The organism is Rhodococcus zopfii NBRC 100606 = JCM 9919 (assembly GCF_001895025.1).
Taxonomy (GTDB): domain Bacteria; phylum Actinomycetota; class Actinomycetes; order Mycobacteriales; family Mycobacteriaceae; genus Rhodococcus; species Rhodococcus zopfii.
The window spans coordinates 1-24,199 of the sequence record NZ_BCXI01000039.1; the positions used below are offsets into that span (position 1 = coordinate 1).

The 24,199-nt window shown below is 68.6% G+C and carries 23 protein-coding genes; 7 read left to right on the plus strand and 16 right to left on the minus strand.

What is annotated here, in order from left to right; all coding sequences use genetic code 11:
* Positions 1–98: 98 nt before the first annotated feature.
* Together RZ1_RS31450 and RZ1_RS22180 are read right to left on the minus strand one after the other, a co-directional pair.
* Complete coding sequence (locus RZ1_RS31450) at positions 99–593, minus strand: helix-turn-helix domain-containing protein (RefSeq protein ID WP_238072266.1); 495 nt, start codon at positions 591–593, stop codon at positions 99–101.
* 46 nt (positions 594–639) lie between these two features.
* A complete protein-coding gene (locus tag RZ1_RS22180; protein WP_072814755.1) occupies positions 640–1,638 on the minus strand; it encodes an NAD(P)-dependent alcohol dehydrogenase in 999 nt (332 codons plus the stop codon).
* 93 nt (positions 1,639–1,731) lie between these two features.
* Here RZ1_RS22180 and RZ1_RS22185 point away from each other — a divergent pair, with 93 nt between their 5' ends.
* Both RZ1_RS22185 and RZ1_RS22190 read left to right on the plus strand, forming a co-directional pair.
* A complete protein-coding gene (locus RZ1_RS22185; RefSeq protein WP_072814687.1) occupies positions 1,732–2,409 on the plus strand; it encodes a TetR/AcrR family transcriptional regulator in 678 nt (225 codons plus the stop codon).
* A 198-nt stretch (positions 2,410–2,607) separates the two neighbouring features.
* Positions 2,608–2,979 carry a DUF1622 domain-containing protein gene (locus RZ1_RS22190; protein WP_072814688.1) on the plus strand — a complete coding sequence of 124 codons (372 nt, stop codon included), beginning with the start codon at positions 2,608–2,610 and terminating at the stop codon, positions 2,977–2,979.
* 74 nt (positions 2,980–3,053) lie between these two features.
* On the opposite strand, the gene RZ1_RS22195 is transcribed toward RZ1_RS22190, so the two are convergent.
* The 7 genes from RZ1_RS22195 to RZ1_RS22220 form a co-directional block, all read right to left on the minus strand.
* A complete protein-coding gene (locus RZ1_RS22195) occupies positions 3,054–3,464 on the minus strand; it encodes a VOC family protein (protein ID WP_218020480.1) in 411 nt (136 codons plus the stop codon).
* Entirely contained in the window at positions 3,448–3,621 is a 174-nt protein-coding gene (locus RZ1_RS30645; RefSeq protein ID WP_169918047.1) for a hypothetical protein, read from the minus strand. The genes RZ1_RS22195 and RZ1_RS30645 overlap by 17 nt, the downstream gene beginning before the upstream one ends.
* Entirely contained in the window at positions 3,618–4,475 is an 858-nt protein-coding gene (locus RZ1_RS22200) for a shikimate dehydrogenase (protein WP_072814689.1), read from the minus strand. Before RZ1_RS22200 ends, RZ1_RS30645 begins: the two co-directional genes overlap by 4 nt.
* Positions 4,465–6,165, minus strand: a complete 1,701-nt coding sequence (locus RZ1_RS22205; protein WP_072814690.1) for an endolytic transglycosylase MltG — start codon at positions 6,163–6,165, stop codon at positions 4,465–4,467. Before RZ1_RS22205 ends, RZ1_RS22200 begins: the two co-directional genes overlap by 11 nt.
* On the minus strand, positions 6,162–6,686 hold the full coding sequence (gene ruvX / locus RZ1_RS22210) for a Holliday junction resolvase RuvX (RefSeq protein ID WP_171061494.1): 525 nt from the start codon (positions 6,684–6,686) through the stop codon (positions 6,162–6,164). The genes RZ1_RS22205 and ruvX overlap by 4 nt, the downstream gene beginning before the upstream one ends.
* Entirely contained in the window at positions 6,686–9,352 is a 2,667-nt protein-coding gene (alaS, locus tag RZ1_RS22215; RefSeq protein WP_072814756.1) for an alanine--tRNA ligase, read from the minus strand. The genes ruvX and alaS overlap by 1 nt, the downstream gene beginning before the upstream one ends.
* A 243-nt stretch (positions 9,353–9,595) precedes the next feature.
* Entirely contained in the window at positions 9,596–11,002 is a 1,407-nt protein-coding gene (locus RZ1_RS22220; protein ID WP_072814692.1) for a replication-associated recombination protein A, read from the minus strand.
* Between the two features lie 126 nt (positions 11,003–11,128).
* On the opposite strand from RZ1_RS22220, the gene RZ1_RS22225 reads away from it, so the two are divergent.
* Positions 11,129–12,790, plus strand: a complete 1,662-nt coding sequence (locus RZ1_RS22225; protein WP_072814693.1) for an alkaline phosphatase D family protein — start codon at positions 11,129–11,131, stop codon at positions 12,788–12,790.
* A 32-nt stretch (positions 12,791–12,822) separates the two neighbouring features.
* Here the strand turns inward: RZ1_RS22225 and RZ1_RS22230 are convergent, their stop codons facing one another.
* On the minus strand, positions 12,823–13,992 hold the full coding sequence (locus tag RZ1_RS22230; protein WP_072814694.1) for a kinase: 1,170 nt from the start codon (positions 13,990–13,992) through the stop codon (positions 12,823–12,825).
* Positions 13,993–14,217: 225 nt separating this feature from the next.
* Positions 14,218–16,026, minus strand: coding sequence for an aspartate--tRNA ligase (gene aspS, locus RZ1_RS22235; RefSeq protein WP_072814695.1), 1,809 nt, complete (start codon positions 16,024–16,026; stop codon positions 14,218–14,220).
* 140 nt (positions 16,027–16,166) lie between these two features.
* On the opposite strand from aspS, the gene ypfJ reads away from it, so the two are divergent.
* Positions 16,167–17,078 (plus strand): KPN_02809 family neutral zinc metallopeptidase, encoded by a 912-nt coding sequence (ypfJ, locus tag RZ1_RS22240; RefSeq protein WP_072814757.1) that lies wholly within the window; start codon positions 16,167–16,169, stop codon positions 17,076–17,078.
* A gap of 563 nt (positions 17,079–17,641) precedes the next feature.
* On the opposite strand, the gene RZ1_RS22245 is transcribed toward ypfJ, so the two are convergent.
* The gene (locus tag RZ1_RS22245) at positions 17,642–18,592 is read right to left on the minus strand and encodes an ADP-ribosylglycohydrolase family protein (protein ID WP_072814696.1); all 951 of its coding nucleotides are present in this window, start codon (positions 18,590–18,592) and stop codon (positions 17,642–17,644) included.
* A gap of 56 nt (positions 18,593–18,648) precedes the next feature.
* Here RZ1_RS22245 and RZ1_RS22250 point away from each other — a divergent pair, with 56 nt between their 5' ends.
* Entirely contained in the window at positions 18,649–19,338 is a 690-nt protein-coding gene (locus tag RZ1_RS22250) for an NUDIX hydrolase (RefSeq protein WP_072814697.1), read from the plus strand.
* Positions 19,339–19,397: 59 nt separating this feature from the next.
* Complete coding sequence (locus tag RZ1_RS22255) at positions 19,398–19,586, plus strand: hypothetical protein (protein WP_072814758.1); 189 nt, start codon at positions 19,398–19,400, stop codon at positions 19,584–19,586.
* A gap of 10 nt (positions 19,587–19,596) precedes the next feature.
* Here the strand turns inward: RZ1_RS22255 and RZ1_RS22260 are convergent, their stop codons facing one another.
* Complete coding sequence (locus tag RZ1_RS22260) at positions 19,597–20,025, minus strand: hypothetical protein (RefSeq protein ID WP_072814698.1); 429 nt, start codon at positions 20,023–20,025, stop codon at positions 19,597–19,599.
* Positions 20,022–20,552 (minus strand): flavodoxin family protein, encoded by a 531-nt coding sequence (locus tag RZ1_RS22265; RefSeq protein ID WP_072814759.1) that lies wholly within the window; start codon positions 20,550–20,552, stop codon positions 20,022–20,024. Before RZ1_RS22265 ends, RZ1_RS22260 begins: the two co-directional genes overlap by 4 nt.
* Positions 20,553–20,723: 171 nt before the next feature.
* On the opposite strand from RZ1_RS22265, the gene RZ1_RS22270 reads away from it, so the two are divergent.
* The gene (locus RZ1_RS22270; protein ID WP_072814699.1) at positions 20,724–22,436 is read left to right on the plus strand and encodes an alpha/beta hydrolase; all 1,713 of its coding nucleotides are present in this window, start codon (positions 20,724–20,726) and stop codon (positions 22,434–22,436) included.
* 58 nt (positions 22,437–22,494) lie between these two features.
* On the opposite strand, the gene RZ1_RS22275 is transcribed toward RZ1_RS22270, so the two are convergent.
* Entirely contained in the window at positions 22,495–22,992 is a 498-nt protein-coding gene (locus tag RZ1_RS22275; RefSeq protein WP_072814700.1) for a DUF2505 domain-containing protein, read from the minus strand.
* Positions 22,993–23,085: 93 nt separating this feature from the next.
* Positions 23,086–24,162: an alpha/beta hydrolase gene (locus tag RZ1_RS22280; protein WP_072814701.1), complete on the minus strand. Its 1,077-nt coding sequence runs from the start codon at positions 24,160–24,162 to the stop codon at positions 23,086–23,088.
* Between the last annotated feature and the right edge of the window lie 37 nt (positions 24,163–24,199).

The window sequence follows — 24,199 nt, forward strand, 5'->3', positions numbered from 1 at the left end:
CCCCGTCCGTCAGCGGGGACGAACGTGTCCGTCTACAGGGAGATTGGCATGTCCGCTTGCAAGCACCGCGCCCGCTGTCCTACAGGAGCGGTGACAGCTCACCAGCGGTGGCACATGTGATGTGACGAGTAGCCACTGGACACAGCCTTCCCGATCGACGCCTGCCGCCCGCCGAGATCCGTGCCTCCCTCGTCCGAAGCTTGAACCCGTCGGTCCTGGTGGGGCTCGAGCCCGAACGCCTTCCAGATCCGTCCGACGGTCGACTTCGAGAGCCCGGTGCGTTCGGCCATCTTCGCCCGCGACCAGTGCGTCGCGTTCGGCGGTGTGGACTCGAGCGTCGCCACGACGACGTCCTCGACTTGCTCGGCGGCGACCGTCGCCGAGCGACCCGGTCGAGGGTCGTCGACCAAGCCGTCCAGGCGGTGCGCGATGAACCGGGACCGCCACTTCCCGACTGTCGTCCTGCTGATTCCCAATCGCGCCGCGACTTCCGTGTTGAACGCTCCCGCAGCGCATTCCAGCACGATCAGTCGTCCGGGTTCGATGTGGCCGGCGAAGATCCTGCGGACGTCACCGAGCAGGTAGATCGGCATAGGCTGATCCAGCTCCCGGCGAGAACAACGCGAGTCCACTCGATCGTCATATGGCTTCCCGGGTTGTAGCGGTGGTGACGGTTTCTTGCCCCGCGGCATGAGGCAGGATCACGAGATTGCCGATTTTCCGGCCGCTGTCGATCCGTCGGTGCGCTTCGGGCAATGCCTCGAGGCTGCCGACGACCTCGACCAGCGGATCGAACGCCCCGCTCGCGACAAGGTCGAGCAGCAGCGCGAAGTCCTCCCGGCGTTCGGGCGCCGCCCCCGCGATCACGCGCCCGTGAGCGGTCACCGCGTCCGCGAGGCCCGCGACCGCGAGCACTGCCGCACCGTGATCCCCAGCGAGCCGGAGCCCGGCGGCACGGCTCAGGTTCCCGACCGCGTCGAAGACGACGTCGAAGCGCTCGCCGAGTCCGGCGACCGGTGTTTGCCGGTAGTCGATCACCTGTGCCGCGCCGAGGCGGCGCAGCAGATCGTGGTTGGGCCTGCTGCTCACCGCGGTGACAGTTGCTCCGAAGTGGGCCGCCAGCTGCACCGCCGCTGACCCGACCGACCCCGATGCTCCGTTCACGAGCACCGTCTGCCCGGTACCGAGCCTCGCGCGGTCGCGAAGAAAGTACAGGGCGGTACTGCCGCCGAAGAGCGCGCCCGCCGCATCCGAATGGGGCATGCCTGCGGGGAGGGGGGTGAGCGCGGTGACGGGTACCGTCACATACTCAGCGTGCGCACCGAACCGGGCGCCGGTCATTCCCGCAATCGAATCGCCCACCGAGAGTCCGGTGGCCCCGTCGCCCAAGCGCTCGACCTTGCCTGAGAACACCACACCGGGAATGCTGCGACGAGGCCCGCGCATGCCGATTCCGAGCCTGGCGGGGAGGCCGAATCCGCGCGGGAATCGGCCCGCCCGAATTCGGGCGTCGCCCGCGGTCACCGCCGCGGCTTCGACTCTGACGAGCACTTCGCCCCGACCGGGTGTCGGGACCGGCATTGTGGTGATCCTGATCGTCGTCGGCGGCCCGTATCGATCGATGGTTGCCGCTCTCATCTGTGTGTCCATGACTCCCCTTACGGATGTAAGTCCCGGTAGATAGGCAAGGTACCCTTACGGACGTAAGGGCACAAGGGAGGCGAGGTAGACATGGTTGCTCGGCAGCCGCTCAGCGAGGAGCGCATCGTCGCAGCCGCGGTCCGCGTCGCAGACGCGGGCGGGTATGCGGCGATCAGCATGCGCAATGTCGGCAAAGCGCTTGGGGTCGAGGCGATGTCGCTCTACCATCACGTTGCGAACAAGGATGCGCTGCTCGATGCACTGGCGGACTGGGTGTTCGCGCAGATCGAGTTGCCGGATCCCGAGATGGGGTGGCGCGAGGGTATGCGGTTGCGGGCGACATCGGCTCGAGACGTGCTGGTGGGGCATCCGTGGGCGCTGACTCTCATCGATTCACGCACGAATCCCGGCGCTGCGCTGCTCCGGCATCACGACGCGGTCATCGGATGCATGCGTCGTGGCGGGTTCCCGATCGATCTCGCGGCCCAGGCGTTCTCCGTGATCGACGCCTATGTATACGGTTTCGCGCTGACCGAGCGCAATCTCCCGTTCGACCCGAGTAGCAGCGATCAGGCGGTCGTCTTTGCTGCCGACATGATGCCGGCGCTGACCGAGTACCCGTACCTGGTCGAGTTCGTGCAGTATCTCACCGGGTCGGGTGTGTATTCCTTCTCGGACCAGTTCGGTGAAGGACTTGACATCATCTTGGACGAATTGGGGCGGCGGCTCGAGGAGCCGGGTTCTGCGTCGTGTTCCCGGTCGGGCTGATCGTGGTCGCTGCCGATCGGCGATCGACGGTGGGGACACGAGGTGGTCGCGATCGTCGTCCCCACCGCAGCTCATCGAGCACGCCGCACAGTCGAAGACCCGAACAACACGAGGGGCGGTGGCGTAGCCCCTTCGCACCGCATCCGGCCTGACGTGGTCACAATGATCCGGACACACGGCACACCGGAAGGAGTTCATATGGAGATCGCCGAGGTGATGGACAGCGTCGGCTCGGTCATCGACATGGTCGGGGTTGCCGTCATCGTCGTGGGGGCGCTTGTTTCCAGCTGGATTGCGTACAACACCCGACGCCACAGGCCTGGCCAACCGATCTACGTCGCGTATCGCCGCAATCTGGGACGGTCGATCCTGCTGGGTCTCGAGTTCCTGGTGGCGGCCGACATCATCAAGACCGTCGCCGTCACCCCCACCTTCACGTCGGTGGGAGTGCTGGCGATCATCGTCCTCATCCGCACGTTCTTGAGTTGGTCTCTGCAACTCGAGATCGACGGCCGCTGGCCGTGGCAGACGAGCGAGCGTCCGGCCGCGGCGGCCGAGCCGGCTCGCTGAGCGGCTTTGTGGCGGTCGGTCGCGCTCTCGACTCTCGACTCTCGACGATTCCACAGGGAAGCGCGGCCGGCCGATCAGCCTTCCCACGCGATTTCGACGTCGAGGACCCCGGTGACGCCGAACCGATCCCTCAGCATTGCGTAAAGCGGTGTCCACTGCGCGGGTGCGAGCGGCATGAGGATTGTCGCTCCGACTGCGAGTTCGCCCCAGCAGCCGGCGATCTCCTCGGCGTCGACGCCCCGGACGCACACGAACACCGGGACAGTGCCGGGGTCCCAGGCCGTGTGGGACGGAACGTCGTAGACCATGACGCGAAAACCGTTGTCGGACAAGATCTCGCCGTACATCATTTGATCGGACTCGGCCGGATCGGTGACGTTGTGGGCGTCATCGTCGGTCGCGACGGTGATCCGGCCGCCGAACACCGACCGGTGGAAGTCCAACGCGACACGGGCGTCCCGCGGAAGTTCAGGTGGGGGTGACATTCACGGACATGGCCTGCTCCCTGCTCATCGTCAACGGGCCGCAACCGGTTCTCGCGCCCGGACGCAGATCGTCGTCGGCGACGCCGAAACCGGCGCCGGCCTGGTCAACGTGTTCGTCGCCCGCGACCACCCCGAGATCCGACCACCCCGAGATCACTGATTCGGCGACTGGCTGAACTCGAGCCCGACGGCCCGCGCCATCTCCGGGCGCGGTGCCGGGCGGCCGGTGAACTGCTCGACTTGACCGAACGCCTGGTGCAGCAGCATGTGGAGACCGGAGACGACGACGCTGCCGCACGTCTTCGCAGCCGATGCGAGCGGTGTCGGCCACGGGTCGTAGATCGCGTCGAGGATGAACGGTGCCCGCGCAAGGACGTCGGCGAACGGTGCGGCGCCCGCGGCCGGGACGGTCGACACCAGCGCACCCGCCTCGGCGCACACATCGCCGAGACCCGGGTCGTCGAATCCCATCCAGCGGGGTGTCACCCCGACCGCTTCGGCACAGTCGAACGTCTCGGTGGCGCGGGCCTGCGATCGTGCGACGACGACGATCTCCCGGACGCCCAGGGACGCCAACCCCACGATCGCCGGCCGGGACGTTCCGCCGTTGCCGACGACGACGGCGCGGCGGCCCGTCAGGTCGGCGACGCCGATCGTGCCGAGCGCACCGGTCACGCCGTCGACGTCGGTGCAGTCGGCGCGCCAGCCGGTGTCGGTGCGGACGAGGGTGTTCGCGGAACCGACGGTCACTGCGCGATCGGTGCGTTCGTCGGCGTAGGCGAGCGCCGCGAACTTTCCGGGCATCGTGACCGACAGGCCGACCCATTCCGGCCCGAGCGAGTCGACGAATCCGGGAAGTTGCTCCCCGGTGCATTCGATGCGGTCGTACGTCCAGTCGGTCAGGCCCAGCGCCCGGTAGGCGGCCAGGTGCAGCAGCGGAGACTTCGAGTGCTGGATCGGGCTGCCCAGAACGGCGGCTTTGCGGGCACCGGTCACGTTGTCATCTACCACTGTCGAGAATTCCGCTTTCCAGGGCTCGTTCGGTGTTCGCGAGGTGCTCTTCGTAGTTGTCGGCGAACAGGGTCGTGCCCTGGGCGTCGACGGTCACGAAATACGTCCAGTTCCCCGGCTCCGGGTTCTCCACGGCCTGGAGCGCACCGATACTCGGCGACGAGATCGGCGTCGCCGGCAGGCCGGGGCTCGCGTAGGTGTTCCACGGAGTCACCCGCGCCCGGTCCGAGTCGGTCGTGGCGAGTTCGGTTTCGTCGAGCGAGTAGTTGACCGTCGAGTCGAACTGCAACGGCATGTCGATGTCGAGCCGGTTCAGGATCACCCGTGCAACCCTCGCGAAATCCGCAGGGAGCGCTTCACGTTCGACGAGGGACGCCGCGACGAGCAGCTCGTAGGGCGAGAGGCCGACCTTGGCGGCAGCATCGGCGATCCCTGTGCGGTCGTACTGTTCGGCGCTGGCCGACACGAGCCGGGCGAGCACCTCGGATGCACTGGCGGACGGATCGAAATCCCAGCTTCCCGCCGCGATGAGCCCTTCGAGCTGACGATCACGGTCCGGCACTCCGGTGACCGCCTGGCGTGCCCACTCCGGAACTCCGAGCGCCGCGAGGTCGATGCTCGCTCCGGCCTGGTTGAGTTCGTCGTAGGTCAGGCAACGGGAGGTTCCATCGTCCTCGTAGCAGCTCGCTTCCGCGATCAGCGTGTAGATGCCCTTGCGGACCGCTCCGGTGTTGACGTCGCGAATGTCGTGCAGTTGCCGGCCTTCGGACACGACGAGCGCACCCACCCGGGAGGCCGGATCGACGAGGTCGGCGACGGCGTCGACCGCCGGCATATTCGTCGCGAGACTGTAGAAGCCGGGCTGCACCGCATTCATCCCGGTGTTCTGCACCGCGGCATTGAAGAACGCGGACGCGCTGGCGACGACGCCCTTCTCGGTGAGTTCGACAGCGATCTCGTTGGCGGTTTCGCCCGAGCGGACCTGGATGATGACTGCCGGGCCGGCGGGGCCGGTGAAGTCCGGGGGCAGATCCGGTCCGACGAATCTCTTGTAGACGAAGAAGCCGCCGCCGACCGCGATCACGAGCAGCAGCGCCACGGCGAGAGCACCGATGACACGTCCGCGCTTCTTGCGTGCGCCGGCCTCGCGGTCGTGGGCACGCCGCACCGGGGACACACCGACCGCCTGGGGGGCGGCACGCTCGTCGTCCGGCCACGCGACCGGATCGGTCTCGTATGGCGCGGCGTAGTGGTCCTCGCCGGCATAGCGGGCTTGCTCGCCGGTGAGCTCTTCCCCGCCGTGGCTTTCGGTGCGCTCGGCGTAGCGGTAGCCGCCGGCGTACTCGTCTTCGTCGTAGCCGTCGCCGCTGTAGCCGTCGCCGCTGTAGCCACCGTCGGCCGAGCCGACCGGGTAGCCACCGTCGGCCGAGCCGACCGGGTAAGCACCGTCGGCAGTCCCGGTCGTCGGTGGCGGGCCGTCGAACACCCCTTCCTCGAAGCGCAGAACCGTCGTGGGCTCGTCGTCGGGGCGTGAGATCGGTCGGTGGTCCGGCTCCGGCGTCGAGCGGACCCTGTCGTAGGCGCCACCGACCTTGCGGCGACCGTCCACGGGTTCTTCACCGAAACGATCACCGAAGAAGTGCTGGTGTGTTGCTTCGGTGTCGTCTTCGGACCGTCCGTGCCTGGTCACCGGCCATCCCCCTGGTCGCCGTCCTCGGCCACGTTCAAAGCTGCACTCCGCTCGTCCAACCAACCCTGCAAGATGGCGACGGCCGCGGCCTGGTCGATGACCGGCCGCGCACCGCGCGCGCTGACTCCGCTGGCGCGGAGCGCACGCGCCGCAGTGACCGTGGTGAAGCGTTCGTCGGCCATCCGCACGGGAACGTCCGGCAGTTGCCGCCGAAGCCGGCGCGCGAAGTCGCTCGCCAGTTTCGCAGCCTTGCCGGGCTCACCGCGCAGCGTCTGCGGCAACCCGACGATAACCTCCACGGCGTCGTATTCCATAACGATTTGGACAATGCGCCGGATGTCGGGCGCGTCGGGCCCGCGGTCCTTGGACCGCGGGACCGTCTCGACCGGTGTGGCGAGGATGCAATCCGGGTCGCTCGAGGCGACCCCGATCCGGACGCTGCCCACATCGATGCCGATGCGTCGGCCTCGCCCGGGGTCGTCGTCGCCCGGGCGATCCGGGCCGGCGACTTCCGCCACGATCAGCCGGCCAGCTCGCGCAGTCGCGCCCGGAACGCGTCGAGCGCCGCGGGGATTCCGGCCGGGTCCGCACCGGACCCCTGCGCCATGTCCGGCTTGCCGCCGCCGCGGCCGCCGATCGCCGGTCCGAAGCTCGATACCAGTTCGCCGGCCTTGATGCCCTTCTCCTGGGCGGCCTTCGTCGTGGCGACGACGAACGGGACCTTGCCGTCGGCGCTGCCGAGCAGCAGCACGACGGCGGGTTCGCTGCCGAGGCGGCCACGCACATCCGTTGCCAGGCTGCGCAGGTCGTTGCCCGCGACCCCGTCGGGTGCCGCCTCGGCGATCACCAGGACGTCCCCGATCCGCTGGGCCTTCTCCGCGAAGGTGCCCGCCGAGGCGAGGACCGCCGCGGCACGGGTCTTCTCGAGTTCCTTCTCGGCCACCTTGAGGCGTTCGATGAGCGATTCGACCCGGCCGGGCACTTCCTCGGACGGCACCTTCAGCGTCGAGGACAGTCCGGCGAGCAGCGCGCGTTCCTTCGCCAGATGCCGGTACGAGTCCAGCCCGACGTACGCCTCGACGCGGCGGACGCCGGACCCGACGGACTGCTCACCGAGGAGGGTGACCGTGCCGATGTGCGACGAGTGCTGCACGTGGGTGCCGCCACACAGTTCCATCGAGAACGGTCCGCCGATCTCCACGACGCGCACCTCGTCGCCGTAGTTTTCGCCGAAGAGCGCCATCGCACCCATCTTCTTGGCCTTGTCCAGGTCGGTGACGAACGTGTTCACCGGGAAGTTCGCAGCGACGGCCTCGTTGGTGACGGCCTCGATGTCCTGCTTCTGCTGCTCGGACAGCGCCCCCGGCCACGAGAAGTCGAAACGCAGATAGCCGGGCTTGTTCAGCGAGCCGGCCTGCACGGCGTTGGGGCCGAGCACCTGACGCAGGGCGGCGTGCACCATGTGCGTGCCGGAGTGACCCTGGGTGGCGCCCTTGCGCCACTCGGGGTCGACCTGCACGAGGACCGTGTCCCCCTCGGTGATCTGACCTTCGAGGACGGTGACCTTGTGCACCCACAACTGCTTCGCGATCTTCTGCACGTCGTTGACCTTGACGCGCAGTCCAGTGGCGGTGATCGTGCCGATGTCGGCGATCTGGCCGCCGGATTCGGCGTAGAGCGGGCTGCGGTCGAGGATCAGCTCCACGTCCTGACCTGCCTGCGCCGCGTGCAGGCGTTCCCCGCCGGTGATGACGGCGAGCACGTTCGCTTCGGACACCAGCTCGGAGAACCCGGTGAACTCGGTGGGTCCGCGGTCGAGCAGTTCCTTGTAGACGGTCAGGTCGGCGTGCGCGTGCTTGCGGGCGCGGGCGTCGTCCTTCGCGCGCTGGCGCTGCTCGGCCATCAGCGACCGGAAGCCCTCCTCGTCGACGGACAGTCCGGCCTCGGACGCCATCTCCAGGGTCAGGTCGATCGGGAAGCCGTAGGTGTCGTGCAGCGTGAACGCCTCGGCTCCGCCGAGCACCGTCAGCCCTTCGGACTTGACCGCGTCGACGGCACCTTCGAACAGCTTCGAGCCGGTGTCGAGGGTCTTGAGGAACGCCGTCTCCTCACCGACCGCGACGGTCTCGATCCGCGAGAAGTCGGTGGCGAGCTCCGGGTAGGACGGGGCCATCGTGTCGCGCACGACGGCCATGAACTGGGCCATCGTCGGGGCGGTCGCGCCGAGCAGGCGCGCCGAACGCACGATGCGGCGCAGCAGGCGGCGCAGCACGTAGCCGCGGCCGTCGTTGCCGGGATTGACGCCGTCGACGATGAGCATCGCGGCGGTGCGGGCGTGGTCGGCGATGACGCGGAAGCGCACGTCGGATGCGTGTTCGGCGCCGTAGCGGCTGCCGGTCAGCTCCTGCGCCTTGTCGATGACGGGGCGCAGCAGATCGGTCTCGTAGACGTTCTCGACGCCCTGCAGCAGGAACGCGACGCGCTCGACGCCCATGCCGGTGTCGATGTTCTTCTTCGGCAGCGGTCCGAGGATCGGGTAGTCGTCCTTGGCACCGCCCTCGCCGCGCTCGTTCTGCATGAACACGAGATTCCAGATCTCGATGTAGCGGTCCTCGTCGGCTTCGGGTCCGCCCTCGACACCGTATTCCGGGCCGCGGTCGTAGAAGATCTCCGAGCACGGACCGCACGGACCCGGGATGCCCATGGACCAATAGTTGTCCTTCATGCCGCGACGCTGGATGCGTTCCTCGGGCACACCGACCTCGTCGCGCCAGATGGCGAACGCTTCGTCGTCGTCGAGGTACACGGTCGCCCAGAGCTTCTCCGGGTCGATTCCGTAGCCGCCCTCGTCGACGGAATCGGTGAGCAGCGACCAGGCGTGGGTGATCGCCTCGCGCTTGAAGTAGTCGCCGAAGGAGAAGTTGCCCGCCATCTGGAAGAACGTGTTGTGGCGGGTGGTGATACCCACCTCTTCGATGTCGAGGGTGCGCACACACTTCTGCACGGACGTGGCACGCGGGAACGGCGGTGTCTGCTGGCCGAGGAAGTACGGCACGAAGGGGACCATGCCGGCGTTGACGAACAGCAGGTTCGGGTCGGCGAGGATCAGCGAGGCGCTGGGCACTTCGGCGTGGCCGGCCTTCACGAAGTGGTCGAGAAAGCGCCTGCGGATCTCGTGGGTCTGCACGTCATGGTCCTTCGGGGTCTGGCGGTGTGGTGTGCGCCCGCGGTGGGGGCTGCCGACTCCGGCGAATCGGCCATCGTTCAGCTTATCGCGACTTCCGATGTCACCGCCGGTCCCCTCCACCCGGGCCCGCGTTCGCAGCGAAGACCACACTCGTTCCTGTCCGGCCTTCCTGTGGGCATCCGGCCGGAACGACCCGGTGGCGCAACTCGACGTCGAGGCCGGACCGCACGACCGTGCCGCCGCCTATCCGCGCACGATGCGGCGCAACTTCGGCACCCGAGACGCCAGTTCCCGTTCGACGCCATGCGCGGTGGGCCGGTAGTAGTCGACGCCCACGAGTTCGTCCGGCGGGTACTGCTGCGCGAGGACACCGTCGGGATGGTCGTGCGGATAGCGGTAGCCGATCGCATTGCCCAATCCGTGTGCGCCCTTGTAGTGGCCGTCGCGCAGATGCGAGGGCACGGACCCGGCCCGGCCCGCCTTCACATCCGCGATCGCCGCGCCGAGCGCCGCGGTCACGGCCCCCGACTTGGGTGCGGTCGCGATGTGAATCGTGGCCTGCGCGAGCGCCAGTTGCGCTTCGGGCATACCGACCTGCTGCACGACCTGCGCGGCGGCCACCGCGGTCTGCAGGGCGGTCGGATCGGCCATGCCGACCTCCTCGCTCGCCTGGATCATGAGCCGTCGCGCAATGAACCGGGGGTCCTCACCTGCGACGATCATCCGGGCGAGGTAGTGCAGTGCCGCGTCGACGTCGGAGCCGCGCAGCGATTTGATGAAGGCACTGGCGACGTCGTAGTGCTGGTCGCCGTCGCGGTCGTAGCGGACCGCGGCCTTGTCGATGCTCGATTCGACGGTGGGCAGATCGATGACCGCTTCGCCGCCCGCCGACCGGTCGACGGCGGTCTCGGCCGACGCTTCGAGGGCCGTCAGCGCCCGTCGGGCATCACCACCGGCAAGACGCACGAGATGATCGAGCGCATCGTCGGTGATCGCCACCGTGTCGCCGAGCCCGCGCGGATCGGTGCGGGCACGTTCGATCAGGGCACGGATGTCGTCGGGTGCGAGCGGCTGCAACTGCAATACCAGCGACCGCGACAGCAGCGGCGCGACCACCGAGAACGACGGGTTCTCGGTGGTGGCCGCGACGAGCAGGACGATGCGGTTCTCGACGGCGGCCAGCAGGGCATCCTGCTGGGTCTTCGAGAAGCGGTGGACCTCGTCGATGAACAACACGGTCTGCTCGCCCTGCGCGAGACGACGCCGCGCGAGTTCGATCACACCGCGCACGTCCTTGACGCCGGCGGACAGCGCGGACAGCGCCTCGAACCTGCGGCCGGTGGCCCCGGAAATCAGGGAGGCAAGCGTGGTCTTGCCGGTGCCGGGTGGCCCGTAGAGCACGACGGACGCCGCACCCGAGCCTTCGACGAGTCGACGCAGCGGCGCACCCGGCGCGAGCAGATGCTGTTGCCCGACGACTTCGTCGAGGCTGCGCGGGCGCATCCGGGCTGCGAGCGGAGCGCCCGGTCCAGTGGGTCCGAGGTTCGCGCGGCGGATCGACGGCTCGGGTTCCGGTTCCGGCGCGCTCGGCGCCTCGAACAGGGCATCCGGAGAGGCGGCAGGATCGTCCGCCCCGAAAAGGTCACTCACCCCTTCGACGCTACAAGGCGGGGCGGACAGCCGGCACAGGCCGCCACCGCCGGAACTGTGCGTGAACATCGCGCACGGCCGTGTGTCGGTCTTTACCTCTGTCCGACGGTGTGGTCGGATCGGCCGGTGCCTTCCAATTCCCCGGCCCCGCGGGTGTCCAGACGGGTCGTCCTGCGCTCCGGCGCGATCGTCGCCGGCGTCGCCGCACTCGGTACGGCCGCCCCCGCCTCGGCAGCACCGGCCGCGTTCGCCCACGGCGTCGCCTCCGGAGATCCGCTGCCCGACCGGGTGATCCTGTGGACCCGCGTCACTCCGGCCCCCGAGGCGACGCCCGGCTCCGGGTCGGGACCGGACACCGAAGTGCGCTGGGAGATCGCAACCGACGAGGGTTTCCGCGCGGTGACCGCATCCGGCTCGGTCACCGCGACCGCGGCGGCCGACCACACCGTGAAGGTCGACGCGACCGGTCTCGATCCGGACACCACCTACTTCTACCGATTCACCGCGGTCGAATCGGATGCGGCCTCCGCGACAGGGCGGACACGCACAGCCCCCGACGACGGTGCGAGCCTCGCACGACTGCGGTTGGGTGTCGTCTCGTGCGCGAACTGGGAGGACGGGTTCTTCTCCGCGTACCGGCACCTGGCAGCCCGCACGGATCTCGACGCGATCGTCCACCTCGGTGACTACCTGTACGAGTACGCGAGCGGCGAATACGCGCCGGCCAGCGGGCCGGTGCGACGCCATGCGCCGCTACGCGAAACCGTCACGCTCACCGACTACCGAATCCGGCACGGCGAGTACAAGACCGATCCGGATCTGCAGGCACTGCATGCACGGCTGCCGTGGATCGTCACCTGGGACGATCACGAGTTCGCGAACGACGCGTGGTCCGGCGGCGCCGAAAATCACGACCCGGTCACCGAGGGACCGTGGGGTGCGCGCGTGGCGGCGGCGCGCCGCGCGTACCTGGAATGGATGCCGGTGCGGGTCGCCGGTGCGGAACCTCGGCTCTACCGGCGCCTGCGGTTCGGGGACCTCGCCGAATTGTCGATGCTGGACCTGCGCAGCTACCGGTCCGCGCAGGTCCGCCTGGGACCGGGCCTGCGCGAGATCGACGACCCGGCCCGCTCGATCACCGGTGCCGAGCAGATGGCGTGGCTGACCGCCGGTATCACCAGCTCCGCCACACGCTGGCAGCTTGTCGGCAATTCGGTGATGATCTCACCGCTGCTGATACCACCGCTCGACACCCGCACCACCGCCGCGGTCACCGAGCTTCTGGGTATCCCCGCGGCGGGAGTCCCGGTCAACCCGGACCAGTGGGACGGGTACTCCGCGGACCGCCGTCGGTTGCTCGAGGCGATCGCTTCCGCCGGGCGCCGCAATGTCGTGTTCCTCACCGGGGACATCCACACGTCGTGGGCGTGCGATGTCCCGGTCGACGCTGCCGCATATCCCGCCGGCGGCAGCGTCGCCACCGAACTGGTCGTGGCGTCGGTGACCTCGCAGAACATCGACGACCTGCTCGGCGCCGCGCCCCGCACGTCTTCTCCCGGTATCGAAGCGGCGGTACGGAACCTCAACCGTCACGTGCGCTACGTGGAGCTCGATTCGCACGGCTTCGGCGTCCTCGATGTCACGCCCGACGCGGTGCAGATGGACTGGATGTATGTGCTCGATCGGGCGGATCCGGCGACCGCTGCGCGGCACGGCGCGAGCATGCGGGTGACCGCCGGATCGGCCCGCGTCGAGCCGACGGCCCCGTTGGATGCCGTCGTGCGCTGAAGCTGCTGCGCCGGCGCGCGTCGGTGGCCGGCTCAGGCGTCGGCTCGGCGCCCCTGGATGCAGGACAGCACGTCGCGGGCGTGTTCGGCGACGTCGTCGTGTCCGGTGTCGGCGGCGAAGTCGGCGAGCAGCGACCACCGGGCCTCGAGCGCGTCGAGCCGGTGCACCGACAGCTGGTGTGCCCGCACCGATGCGATCCGAGCGTGGTCCTCGGGGAGATACAGCTCGGTGCTCAGCCACACGCAGGCGAGCTGCGCGTCGAGCAGGCGCGTGATGAACACTTCGTCGAACGCCAGCTGCGGCCACATCGCCACGACCTCGGCGCGCCACGCGTCCGCCATCGCCCGGACCCGGTCGAGGGTCAGCGGCGCGGTGCACAGGCACGCCGGGAAGGAGGTGAGGGCGTACGCGATGTCGAGGGTGGCGTCCCGGAAGCCGCCCCACTCGTAGTCGAGGAACTGCACGCCGTCGTCGCCGACGACGACGTTGTCGGGGCACAGATCCGACGGGCTGAATGCCCGGAACCGGCCGCCGGTGAACAGGTTGGCGGCGCGGTCAGCGCGATCGAGGACCGACTGCGGCACCGTCAGCCCGAAATCGCGGGCAAGCAGCTCCGGCACCGCGTGGACGGCCTGCACCGCCTGCCGGGCCATCACGTCCGCGGCATTGCCGACGTCGGCGCGTCGCAGCAAGGCCGCGAAGTCCTCTTCACGGCCGACGGTCGCGGCGTGCATGCGGCCGAGCGCTTGGGCGAGGGCCATCAACGTGTTGCCGACGGTGTCGGCGTCGCCGCTGCGCAGCAACGAGGCGAGCGGGGTCGCGTCACCGAGGTCGCTGAGAACGAGCAGGCGGGTTTCGAAATCGTAGGCGAGTAGTTCGGCGCCGGGCCGGTTGTCCTTCGCGAGGGCGGTTGCGAACTGGTAGGACACCGCCTCCCGCAGGAACGCCACCTCTTCGTCGGTTTCGGCGCCGCGGAAGTCGACGTGCCCGATGGCGCGGGTCCGTGGCAACTGCTTGAGCACGAGGGTCCTCGGCAGCGAGAACGGGTTGGCCGCGACTCGCACGCGGAGCACGGTGGACAGGCCGCTACCACCGAGATCGATGGGATCGGCGAGAGTCACCGGTGCACCGGTACGCCGGGTGAGCAGCTTTTCGGCTGCCTGAACAACCTCTGAAACGGGGTCTGCCAATGTTGCGGTCATCGCCTCACAATCTACCCGGTGCGGGGCCCGCGCAGGTCCTGCAGAAGTCTCGATCCGACTAGGACCTTCGGTACGAGGACACGAAACGGCCCCGTGCTCCGGGGCTCACCGCGGCCGGCCGTCCGATCGCGCGAGCGGCGGGAATCGCGATGGCCCGATTCCGTGGCGTGCCGGCGCGGTGCACCGACACGCCACGGATCGAGACACGCAACGGATCGAACTTCCTTACTGGGCCGACACGGCGGGATCGTCCTTCTTCGGCTCGTCCTTCTTCGGCTCGGGCTTGAAGTCCATGCCGGACTCCTTGCGCTGGGCCGCGCTGATCGGGGCGGGCGCGTCGGTCAGCGGGTCGACGCCGCCGCCGGACTTCGGGAACGCGATGACCTCACGGATCGAATCCATACCGGCGAGCAGCGCGGTGATGCGATCCCAGCCGAACGCGATGCCGCCGTGGGGCGGGGCGCCGTACTTGAAGGCGTCGAGCAGGAAGCCGAACTGATCCTGCGCCTGCTCCTCCGAAATACCCATGACCTTGAAGACGCGTTCCTGCACGTCGGGGCGGTGGATACGGATCGAGCCGCCACCGATCTCGTTGCCGTTGCAGACGATGTCGTAGGCGTAGGCCAGAGCCGAACCGGGGTCGGTGTCGAAGGTGTCGAGGAACTCGGGCTTCGGCGAGGTGAACGCGTGGTGCACCGCCGTCCACGCCGACGAGCCGAGGGCGACGTCACCGGACGCGGTCGCGTCGGCGGCGGGCTCGAACAGCGGCGCGTCGACGACCCAGACGAAGGCCCACGCCTTGGGATCGATCAGGTCGAGTTTGCGTGCGATCTCGTCGCGCGCGGCTCCGAGCAGCGCCCGCATGGGCTTGGTGGCTCCGGCGGCGAAGAAGATGCAGTCGCCGGGCTTCGCACCGACGTGGTCGCACAGGCCGGCACGCTCGGTGTCGGTGAGGTTCTTCGCGACCGGACCGGACAGTTCGCCGTCCTCGCCGACCAGGACGTAGGCGAGGCCCTTCGCGCCGCGCTGCTTGGCCCATTCCTGCCAGGCGTCGAGCTGACGGCGGGGCTGGCTCGCACCGCCCGGCATGACAACTGCGCCGACGTACTCGGCCTGGAACACCCGGAAGGTGGTGTCCTTGAAGAAGTCCCTGCACTCGACGAGTTCGATGTCGAAGCGCAGGTCCGGCTTGTCGGTGCCGAACCGGCGCATCGCCTCGGCATAGGTCATGCGCGGGATCGGGGTCTCGAGTTCGAAGTCCACGAGCCGCCACAGAGCGTGCAGGATCTCCTCGGCGAGGAGGATCACGTCCTCCTGGGTCACGAAGGACATCTCGACGTCCAGCTGGGTGAACTCGGGCTGACGATCGGCGCGGAAATCCTCGTCGCGATAGCAGCGGGCGATCTGGTAGTACCGCTCGATACCGCCGACCATGAGCAGCTGCTTGAACAACTGCGGGCTCTGCGGCAGCGCGTAGAAGTTGCCGGGCTGCAGACGCGCCGGCACGACGAAGTCGCGGGCACCCTCGGGTGTGGAACGGGTCAGCGTGGGCGTCTCGACCTCGACGAACGAGTGGTGCGCGAGCACCGCACGGGCCGCGGCGTTGACCTTGCTGCGCAGGCGGATGGCCTTGCCCGGTCCCTCGCGGCGCAGATCGAGGTAGCGGTACTTCAACCGCGCTTCCTCACCGGCCTGGTCGTCGAGCTGGAACGGCAGCGGCGCCGCCTCGTTGAGAACCTCGAGGGTGGTCGCGTTGACCTCGATGGCGCCGGTCGGAATGTCGAAGTTCTGGTTGCCGTCGGGGCGCATCTCGACGACTCCGGTGACCTTGATGCAGAACTCGGCGCGCAGGCGGTGTGCCTGGTCGAGGACCGCGGCGTCGCGGAACACGACCTGGGAGACACCGGATGCGTCGCGCAGGTCGATGAAGATCACCCCGCCGTGGTCGCGCCGCCGGGCAACCCAACCGGTGAGGGTGACGGACTGCTCGGCGTGCTCGGCTCGCAACGAGCCGGCGAGATGGGTGCGCAGCACGGAATTCCTTTCGAAACGATCAACGAGGTTCTTCGTCGGCTGTAATCCTACGAAAGACACGGAGGCGACGAGGACACCCGTACCCGATTCGACGTGCCAAGCTTGTGCCGCTCGAGCACCTGCAACAAGAAGGCGATGCGATGACGTTCAACGACGGGGCACGGATCGAGGCGGGGCGAGTCCGCCGGGGCGGTGGTGGCCGCGGCGGCAAGATGGCGGTCGGCGGTGGTGTCGGCGGCATCATCGTCCTGATCCTCGTGCTGCTGTTCGGTGGCGATCCGGGGTCGCTGCTCGGGTCGGGGACCGTCGATCCGAATGCCGGGTCCGGGGCCGCCGGTTCCGAGGATTGCCAGACCGGTGCGGACGCCAACTCGGATGTGAACTGCCGGGTCGAGTACACCGTCGGCAGCCTCGATCTGGTGTGGGAGCAGCAACTGGACCAGCAGACAGGGGTGGCCTATGTGCGACCCGAGGTCCAGGTGTTCTCGGGTTCGGTCGGGACCGGGTGCGGCAACGCAACCAGCGAGGTCGGCCCGTTCTACTGTCCGGCCGACCAGACCGCCTACTTCGACACGAGCTTCTTCCAGGAGCTCGTGACCCGTTTCGGCTCGAGCGGCGGTCCGCTGGCGCAGGAGTACGTCGTCGCACACGAGTTCGGCCATCATCTGCAGACGCAGCTCGGCGACATCGGCCGGGCACAGGCCGATCCGCGCGGCCCCGAGTCCGGTGCGGTTCGCACCGAACTGCAGGCAGACTGCTACGCCGGTGTGTGGGCCTATCACGCGGACAAGATGGTGGACCCGGACACCGGTCAGCCGTTCCTCGTCCCGCTCACCGACAACGATGTCCGCGACGCGCTCTCTGCCGCGTCGGCGGTCGGCGACGACCGCATCCAGGCCGCCGCGACGGGCCGGGTGAACCCGGAGGGCTGGACGCACGGTTCGTCGGAGCAGCGGCAGAAGTGGTTCCTCGCCGGCTACCGCAGCGGTGAGGTCGGCGCGTGTGACACCTACTCGGCGCCGAACCTGGACAATCCGCCGGCATTGCGCTGACACCTGCCGTACCTCCCGAGGGCGGGCGCTCGATCGGGCGCGCGCCCTCGTTCCGGTGAGGCCCTTCCGATTTTGCGAGCGAATACCACGAACGACGACTCGGGCCGGATGATCAATCGCCGAGACGTCGCCCTGAATTGCATCGACCGAATTACACAATCGAATTCCCGCATGAATCGGACAGAATCGAAAAAGGGGACCCGCGGAGTCGTCTCCGCAGGTCCCCTTCGTTTCGGGTGACTAGCTGCTCAGACCCGAGAAGAAGTCGAGGGCACCGAACAGGTCAGCAGCAGCACCGAAGAAGTCGGCAAGGAAGGCGAGGTCGAGCACGGGGGACTCCAATTCTGATCTTGTGTATTCATGACGCGCGTCGCGCGCTACATCAATTGTTACCGCGAGCGAGCGGTTGTCGCAATTCGGAGACAAAATCGAAAATTCGGGCACGACCCCGCAACAGCGACGACAATCACCGTAATCGCACGCCGTTCAGCGGCATTCGCATCAACTCCAGCCTCCGCCCCGAGTGCGCGGAAGACGACCGGCTCCGCGCGGACACACCACCCCTATCGCGGAGTCGGACCGCCGCGGACCGCCTCCTGCGCGAGGCGGGTGAGGTCGGCGGCGGTGTGACCGGGCCAGCCGTGCAGGATGCGGCACCAGCGCGCCGGGATCGACGCCGCACCCCACCGCGCCCCGAGCAGCCCGCCGGCGATAGCCGCGGTGGTGTCGGTGTCGCCGCCGGCGCGGACAGCGGCTTCGAGCGCGGCGCGCAGATGAACCTCGCCGGTACCGGGGGTGGTCGTGATCGCCCACCATGCAGTCTGCAGGGCGTGCACGACCCAGCCGTTGTGCGCGAAGTCCGCGGGCGTGCCGCCTTCCGCCTCGTCGAGCAGCGGCCGCCAGAAGTCGGCCACACCCGAGGGTTCGATCTCCAGGTAGCCGCGCACACCGTCGAAGCTCCCGTGCCGCACGGCATGCCGGATGGCATGGGACCACAGGCGGCAGGCCTGCTCCGCGGTCGGGTCGTCGTGCGTCAGGGCGCTGATCTGCGCGGCGGCCTCGAGGCATCCGGCGCGATCGTCCAGATACGCGAGCGCGACGGGGGCGGTGCGCATGAGCGACCCGTTGCCTGCCTTGCGGCCGGTGAGTGCCCGCGCGTGCGCCTGCATGGTCGCGGCGTCTCCGGCGCGGCCACGGAGGACGCTGCGCGTCTGATTGCCGATGTCCTTCGGATCCGTGTCGTACCAGCGAACGAACTGCGCGGCAACCGCATCGAGTCCGCGGCCGCAGCCGATGTCGACGCCGGTGGCTGCGACCTCCGCGATCGCCACGGCCATAGCCGTGTCGTCGGTCCACTCCCCCGGTTCCCACGCGAACGGGCCGCCGCCGATCATGTCGATATTCGTACCGGCAGACGGGTAGGTGAATTCGTACCCGGCCCCGAGGGCGTCACCCGCGGCCATCCCGAGCAGCACTCCGGCGGCCCGGTCCATCTGCTGCGCAGACAAGTGCATCCCAAACCTCCAATTGGCTCACTTTTGCGCTAACTATAGATCAGCATTGCGCTAACATGCAAGGCGTGACCGAACGCGAGGACCCGGCGGGCAAGTCCCTCACCGACTACGACCGACCCTCCGTGGCCGTGGACGTCGCGGTGCTCACCTACCTCGACGGCGAGCTCCGCGTACTGGTCGTCGAGCACCGGCTCGGCGGCCGCGCGCTCCCGGGCACGTTTCTCCATCGCGGCGAACGCCTGATCGATGCCGCCGACCGCGCCCTCCGGGACAAGGCGGGCATCACCGGCCTGAAGTTCCACCAGCTGCGCATGTTCGACGACCCCGACCGCGACGAGCGTGGATGGGTGATTTCGATGGCGCACACCGCCGCGGTACCCGTGAGCGACCTACCGCCGGATGCGGCGCTGCGCGTCGTCGACGGTGGTGCGGTCGACGGCGACCTCGCCTTCGACCACACCGACATGGTGCGACTGGCGGTCGACGACCTGCGGGCCCGGTACACGGCACAGGTCGACCCCGACCGACTCCTCGGTGAGGAGTTCACCGTGCTCGATCTCCGTCGGCTCTACGAGGCGATCTTCGACCGGCCCCTGCAGAAGGATTCGTTCCGCCGCCACGTCGTCGCCGCGCTCGACAACACCGGACGACTGTCGCATCCCGGCCAGGGCCGGCCCGCCGAACTGTTCCGCCGGCGCGGGGCGGCACAGCTTCCCGCCCAGGCGGCCGTCCTGCTCACCGGCTGAGTTTGCCGCCGTCGGCTGCCGGGTATCTCGCTGCCGACCGATTCGAGGAGGGCAGCATCGTGACGCGTGCGGACGACACCGGCCCCGAGGGACTCGACGACACCGGGCCCGGTGAGGGACTCGACGACATCGTCGACGAACTGGAACGCAAGGTCGAGCGTGAACGCGACGAACGCGACGTTCCGGGGAGCAGATCGGACCGGGAGGACGTCGAACCCGTCGACACCGGGGACGATGCCCCCGACTGACGGGCGTGGCTCACCGCCTCCGCACCGCCGAGAACAGTGCGACGAGGATGGCGATGATGCTCCCGACGATGCCCAGCCCCAGCAGGATTCGCACGACGAGCGGCCAGTCGAACGAGCTGTCACCGAAGTCGAACGGGAATACCTGCCAGATCCGCAGCAACGCGACGAGTCCGACCGCCGTGGTCAGCACGTCGCCGAGCGACTTCAGCCACGACGTATCCCGCACCAGATACACCAGGTTCGCCGCGATGCCGACGACGATCGAGGCGTTGACCCATCCCAGTACCAGCCTCGTGTCGTCGGTGAGGAACGGCACCGCCTCCCAGCCGGGCCAGATGCTGATCGCATACAACAACGCGGCATTGACCAGCACGGCCACGACGTAACCCGTGCGCCGAGCCGCAGCCGAGGACCTGTTCGGGGCAGATGTCGCGCTCACGGCACCCCCTCCTCGGACGTCACGAGGGACCGCCCCCAGCGCTCGGCACGTTCCTCTTCGCCGGCTTCGAGGTTCGTCTCCTTGTCGACGAGGAAGCTCTCCGGTTCGGCCGCCGCGGAGAATCCCAGGTGCCGCAGCTTCCGCGCGATCGTCTTCGAGGCCCGCCCCGTCAGCAAGGGCGATGCGTCGAGCCGCGTGTCGAACGCTGCTGCCCTCCCGCCGCTCGATTCGAGGGACGCGAGCCACTCACGGACCCCTTCGCTCTCCGCGTCCGGTTCCACCTTCAGCCCCGAGTCCGGTTGCTGCGCCGCCTCGACCGCGCCGCGGCGCGTCGACTCCCGGCTCATACCGTGGATGTGGGTCGGGCCGCCGACGACCAGCAGGTCGTACTCGGAGGGATTCACCTCGTGCGCGTCGGACGCGGCGACGACCCGCACAGTCGCCCCGGATTCGGCGCCCCGCGCAATCGCTTCCGCCACGTGACGGGTATTGCCGTACATCGATTCGTAGACCACGAGCACTCGCATGTCGCACACTCCCAGGAATCGGATGGATGCTCGTTCACCGCCGCCGAGCGGCACGCGTTCACCGCCGCCGAGCGGCACAAACTCATGCTAGGCACACATCGCCGATGCTGACCCGTTCCTGCGCGGTTCGTCGCGAACGCATCCGGTGGCGCTGCGGGTTACTGTCGGCGGGTGAACGCCCTTCGAACCCCGGACGCGCCCGACATCGAGGACACCCGCGCGCACCCCGTGACTGTTCTCGGACTCGATTTCGTCGGACTCGTGGTCGCCCTGTTGTTCTTCGCATGGAGTCTGAGTCCCTCGTTGATCCCACGGGACTGGCTGTATCAGGGCTTGATCAGCGGCATCACGGCTGTGACCGGGTACGGGATCGGCGTGCTGATCGCCTATCCGGCGCGACGCTGGATCGTCCCGCACCTGACCTGGTGGCGGCGACGCCACACGGTCCGGCAGATCGCCCAGGCCGTGGCCGCGCTGCTCGTCGTTGCACTGGTGGTGGGGGCGCTGCTCGTCGCCGCCGATCGCCAGAACGAGATCGAGGCTCTCATGGGCCTCGACGCAACCTCGTCGTTTGCGTATCTGCGAACCGGTCTCGTCGTCGCCGCCGTCTTCACAGTCGTGTTGCTGATCGCCCGGGGCCTACGGCACCTCGCCGACGCGTTCGCCCGGTTTCTCGGTGCGCGCCTGCATATTCCGGTACCGGTCGCCCATGTGGTGGCGCCCGTCCTGCTGGCCGTTCTCGTTGTCGTGTTCGTGAACCAGGTGCTGCTGGCCGGCAGTTCCAAGGCTGCGAACCTGGTCTTCTCCGGCGACAACAACAGCACCGATCCCGGCGACGCTCAGCCCACAGAATCCGAACGCTCGGGCAGCCCGATGTCGGCGGCCGCGTGGGACACGCTCGGTCGTCAGGGTCGGTCCTTCGTCGACGGCGGTTCTCGCGCCGCCGAGCTGACCGCGTTCAGCGGTGCCCCGGCCCGCGAGCCGATCCGCGTGTATGCGGGACTGGAGTCGGCGCCGGACACCGCTGCCCAGGTCGATCTCGTCCTCGACGAACTGGACCGCACCGGTGCGTGGGATCGGCAGGTGCTGGTCGTGTCCGCGACCACCGGCACCGGCTGGGTCAATCCCGTCGCAGCCGATTCGATAGAGCTGATGTACAACGGGGACACCGCGATTGCTGCGATCCAGTATTCGTACCTGCCGAGCTGGATCTCGTTCCTCACCGACGGGTCCGCGGCGGCCTCGGCAGGCAAGGCGCTGATCGACGGTGTGCAGGAACGGTGGTCGCAACTGCCGCAGGATGCGCGGCCCCGGCTGCTCGTCTACGGAGAAAGCCTCGGGTCGCAATCCGCGGAGGCCGCGTTCGACGACATCGCGGATCTGCGGTCGTCCGTCGACGGGGCACTGTTCGTGGGCCCGCCGAACTCGAACACCCTGTGGCGCTCGCTGGTGGACAACCGCGACCCCGGCAGCCCCGAGGTGCTGCCCACCTACAACGACGGTCTCGAGGTGCGGTTCGCCGAGAACGCACAGAACCTCGAACCGAACGGGCGGCCCTGGCTCGAACCGCGCGTGGTGTACCTGCAGCACGCATCCGATCCGGTCGTCTGGTGGGGCCCCGATCTGCTGTTCACCCGCCCCGACTGGCTCTCCGAACCGCCCGGCAGCGACCGGGTTCCGTCGATGCGGTGGTATCCGATCGTCACGTTCTGGCAAGTGGCCGGCGACGTCATGCGCGGCACGTCCCCACCGGTCGGGCACGGGCACAACTACGAGGATCTGATCCCGTACGGCTGGGCGGCGATCGCCGCGCCCGACGGGTGGACGGATGCGGACACCGCTCGGGTAGCCGCGGCGATCGAGGACACGGTCCCGGCGGGCTGAAGACTTCGGGGGGCGTGGCCGAACTCCGCCGGCAGTTCGGCCACGCCACCTCTACCGATCAGTTCCCGGCGAGCTGCGCATTCAGAGCGGCCCCGTCACCGGAGACGATGGCCTCGACCATCTGCAGGACGAGCCCCTCGACCTGTCCACCGACGACCGGAACCTTGACGGTGACCTGGCCGCGCACCTCGAGGACCGCACCGCCGTCACGATCGCGGAGCTCCGACCGTCCCTCGATCGTGACCGGGAAGCTGGACGAACCACCGGTCAGCGTGCCCCGTGCGACACCACCGTCGAGCGGACCCCACTCGTCGGTCCGCTCCATCACGAGAGGGCCACGGAGAATGCCGCGCACGACCGCAGGAAGCCCCGAGATGTCGGTCTCGTCGGTGAGCGTGACGCGGACCGTACCGGGCCCCTGCGGGGACGCGATTTCCACTGAGCCCGTCGGGCTTCCGCCCAGACGGCCCTTCCAGTACTCCTCGCTGATCAGGGCGGCGTGGACCTGCTCCACGCTGTGGTCGATATCGGCGCTGAAAGAAAATTCTTTGGACATGGGGCGCAACAATAGCGCCCCTCACAGCAGGGGACTACAGCGCTCCCGGCAAAGCCCGTCGTTCCCTTTCGTAGACCGGGAGTCCCCGGAAAATCAGGCCGCTGGGCCGTCCGCTCCGGTCACCTTGCGCGCGAACTCGATGGTGCGGTCGAGGGCGATCCGAGCGTCCTCGAGCGAGAGATCGAACTGGTACTCGTGGCCCAGTTCGGGTGTGTGGTCGTCCGGGTAGAACAGCGTGTCCACGGCGGCGCCGAGGTCGGTGAGCTTCGCAGCCAACGGTTTCGACTGGGTGTTCGTGAGCGGGTCACCGTTCCCGCCGGTGATATAGGTCGCGGGGAATTCGGCGGTGACCCACCGCAATGTCGACATCTGCGCGGCCGCCTCCGACGAGGCGAAGTTCCGTGAGCCGGTGTAGGCCCACAGCGCCTGTTTCACCCCCCAGCCGATCAGGCCGCCGCTGCCGCCCATCGCGGGAACGTCGTAGATGCCACAGTTGAGCACGACGCCGCGAATCTGTTCCGGTGCCAGTGCCGGGGTGATTCCGAGTACGGCAGCGTAGTCCGGGTCGGTGATCGCCGCGGCGAGTTGCGCCGACAACTGCGCGCCCGCGGAATCGCCGGCCAGCACGAGCCGATCCGGGTCGATGTACAGTTCCTCCGCGTGCTCCGCCAGGTAGGCGTGGGCATCGTTGAGTTGGTGCACCGGGGTCGGATAGCGGTGTTCGGGGGCGAGCGAATAGCCGATCGAGACGACGGTGAATCCGGCGGCCGCGAGACGCCGGTAGTAGCCGGCGTAGTTCGTCCGGTCCCCCGACAGCCATGCGCCGCCGTGCGTCCACACGATGGTCGGCAGCGCGGTCGTCGTTCCGGGCGGGGTGTAGACATCGAGATACGCGTCGGGATCGTCGACCGGGCGAGCGAAGCGACGGGGATCGTCGACGCGGTAGGACACGTCGGCGACGAGGTCGGTCGTGGGTGCGCCGACCTCGAGCTTCGCGGTCAGGTCACGGGCAGTGCGTTCGAACACCGTACGCACCACAAGAGCACCGGGCGTCGGGGTCAAGGCGAAGGATGCGACGACGATCGCGAGCACCACGACGATCGATATCAGAACCCACCGCAGGACATGCCGGCGCGGGCGATCTCGGGTGGGGGCGCTGGTCGTCGTCACTCGTGTTCTCCTGCCGTGGATCGGACTCGCGTTTGCC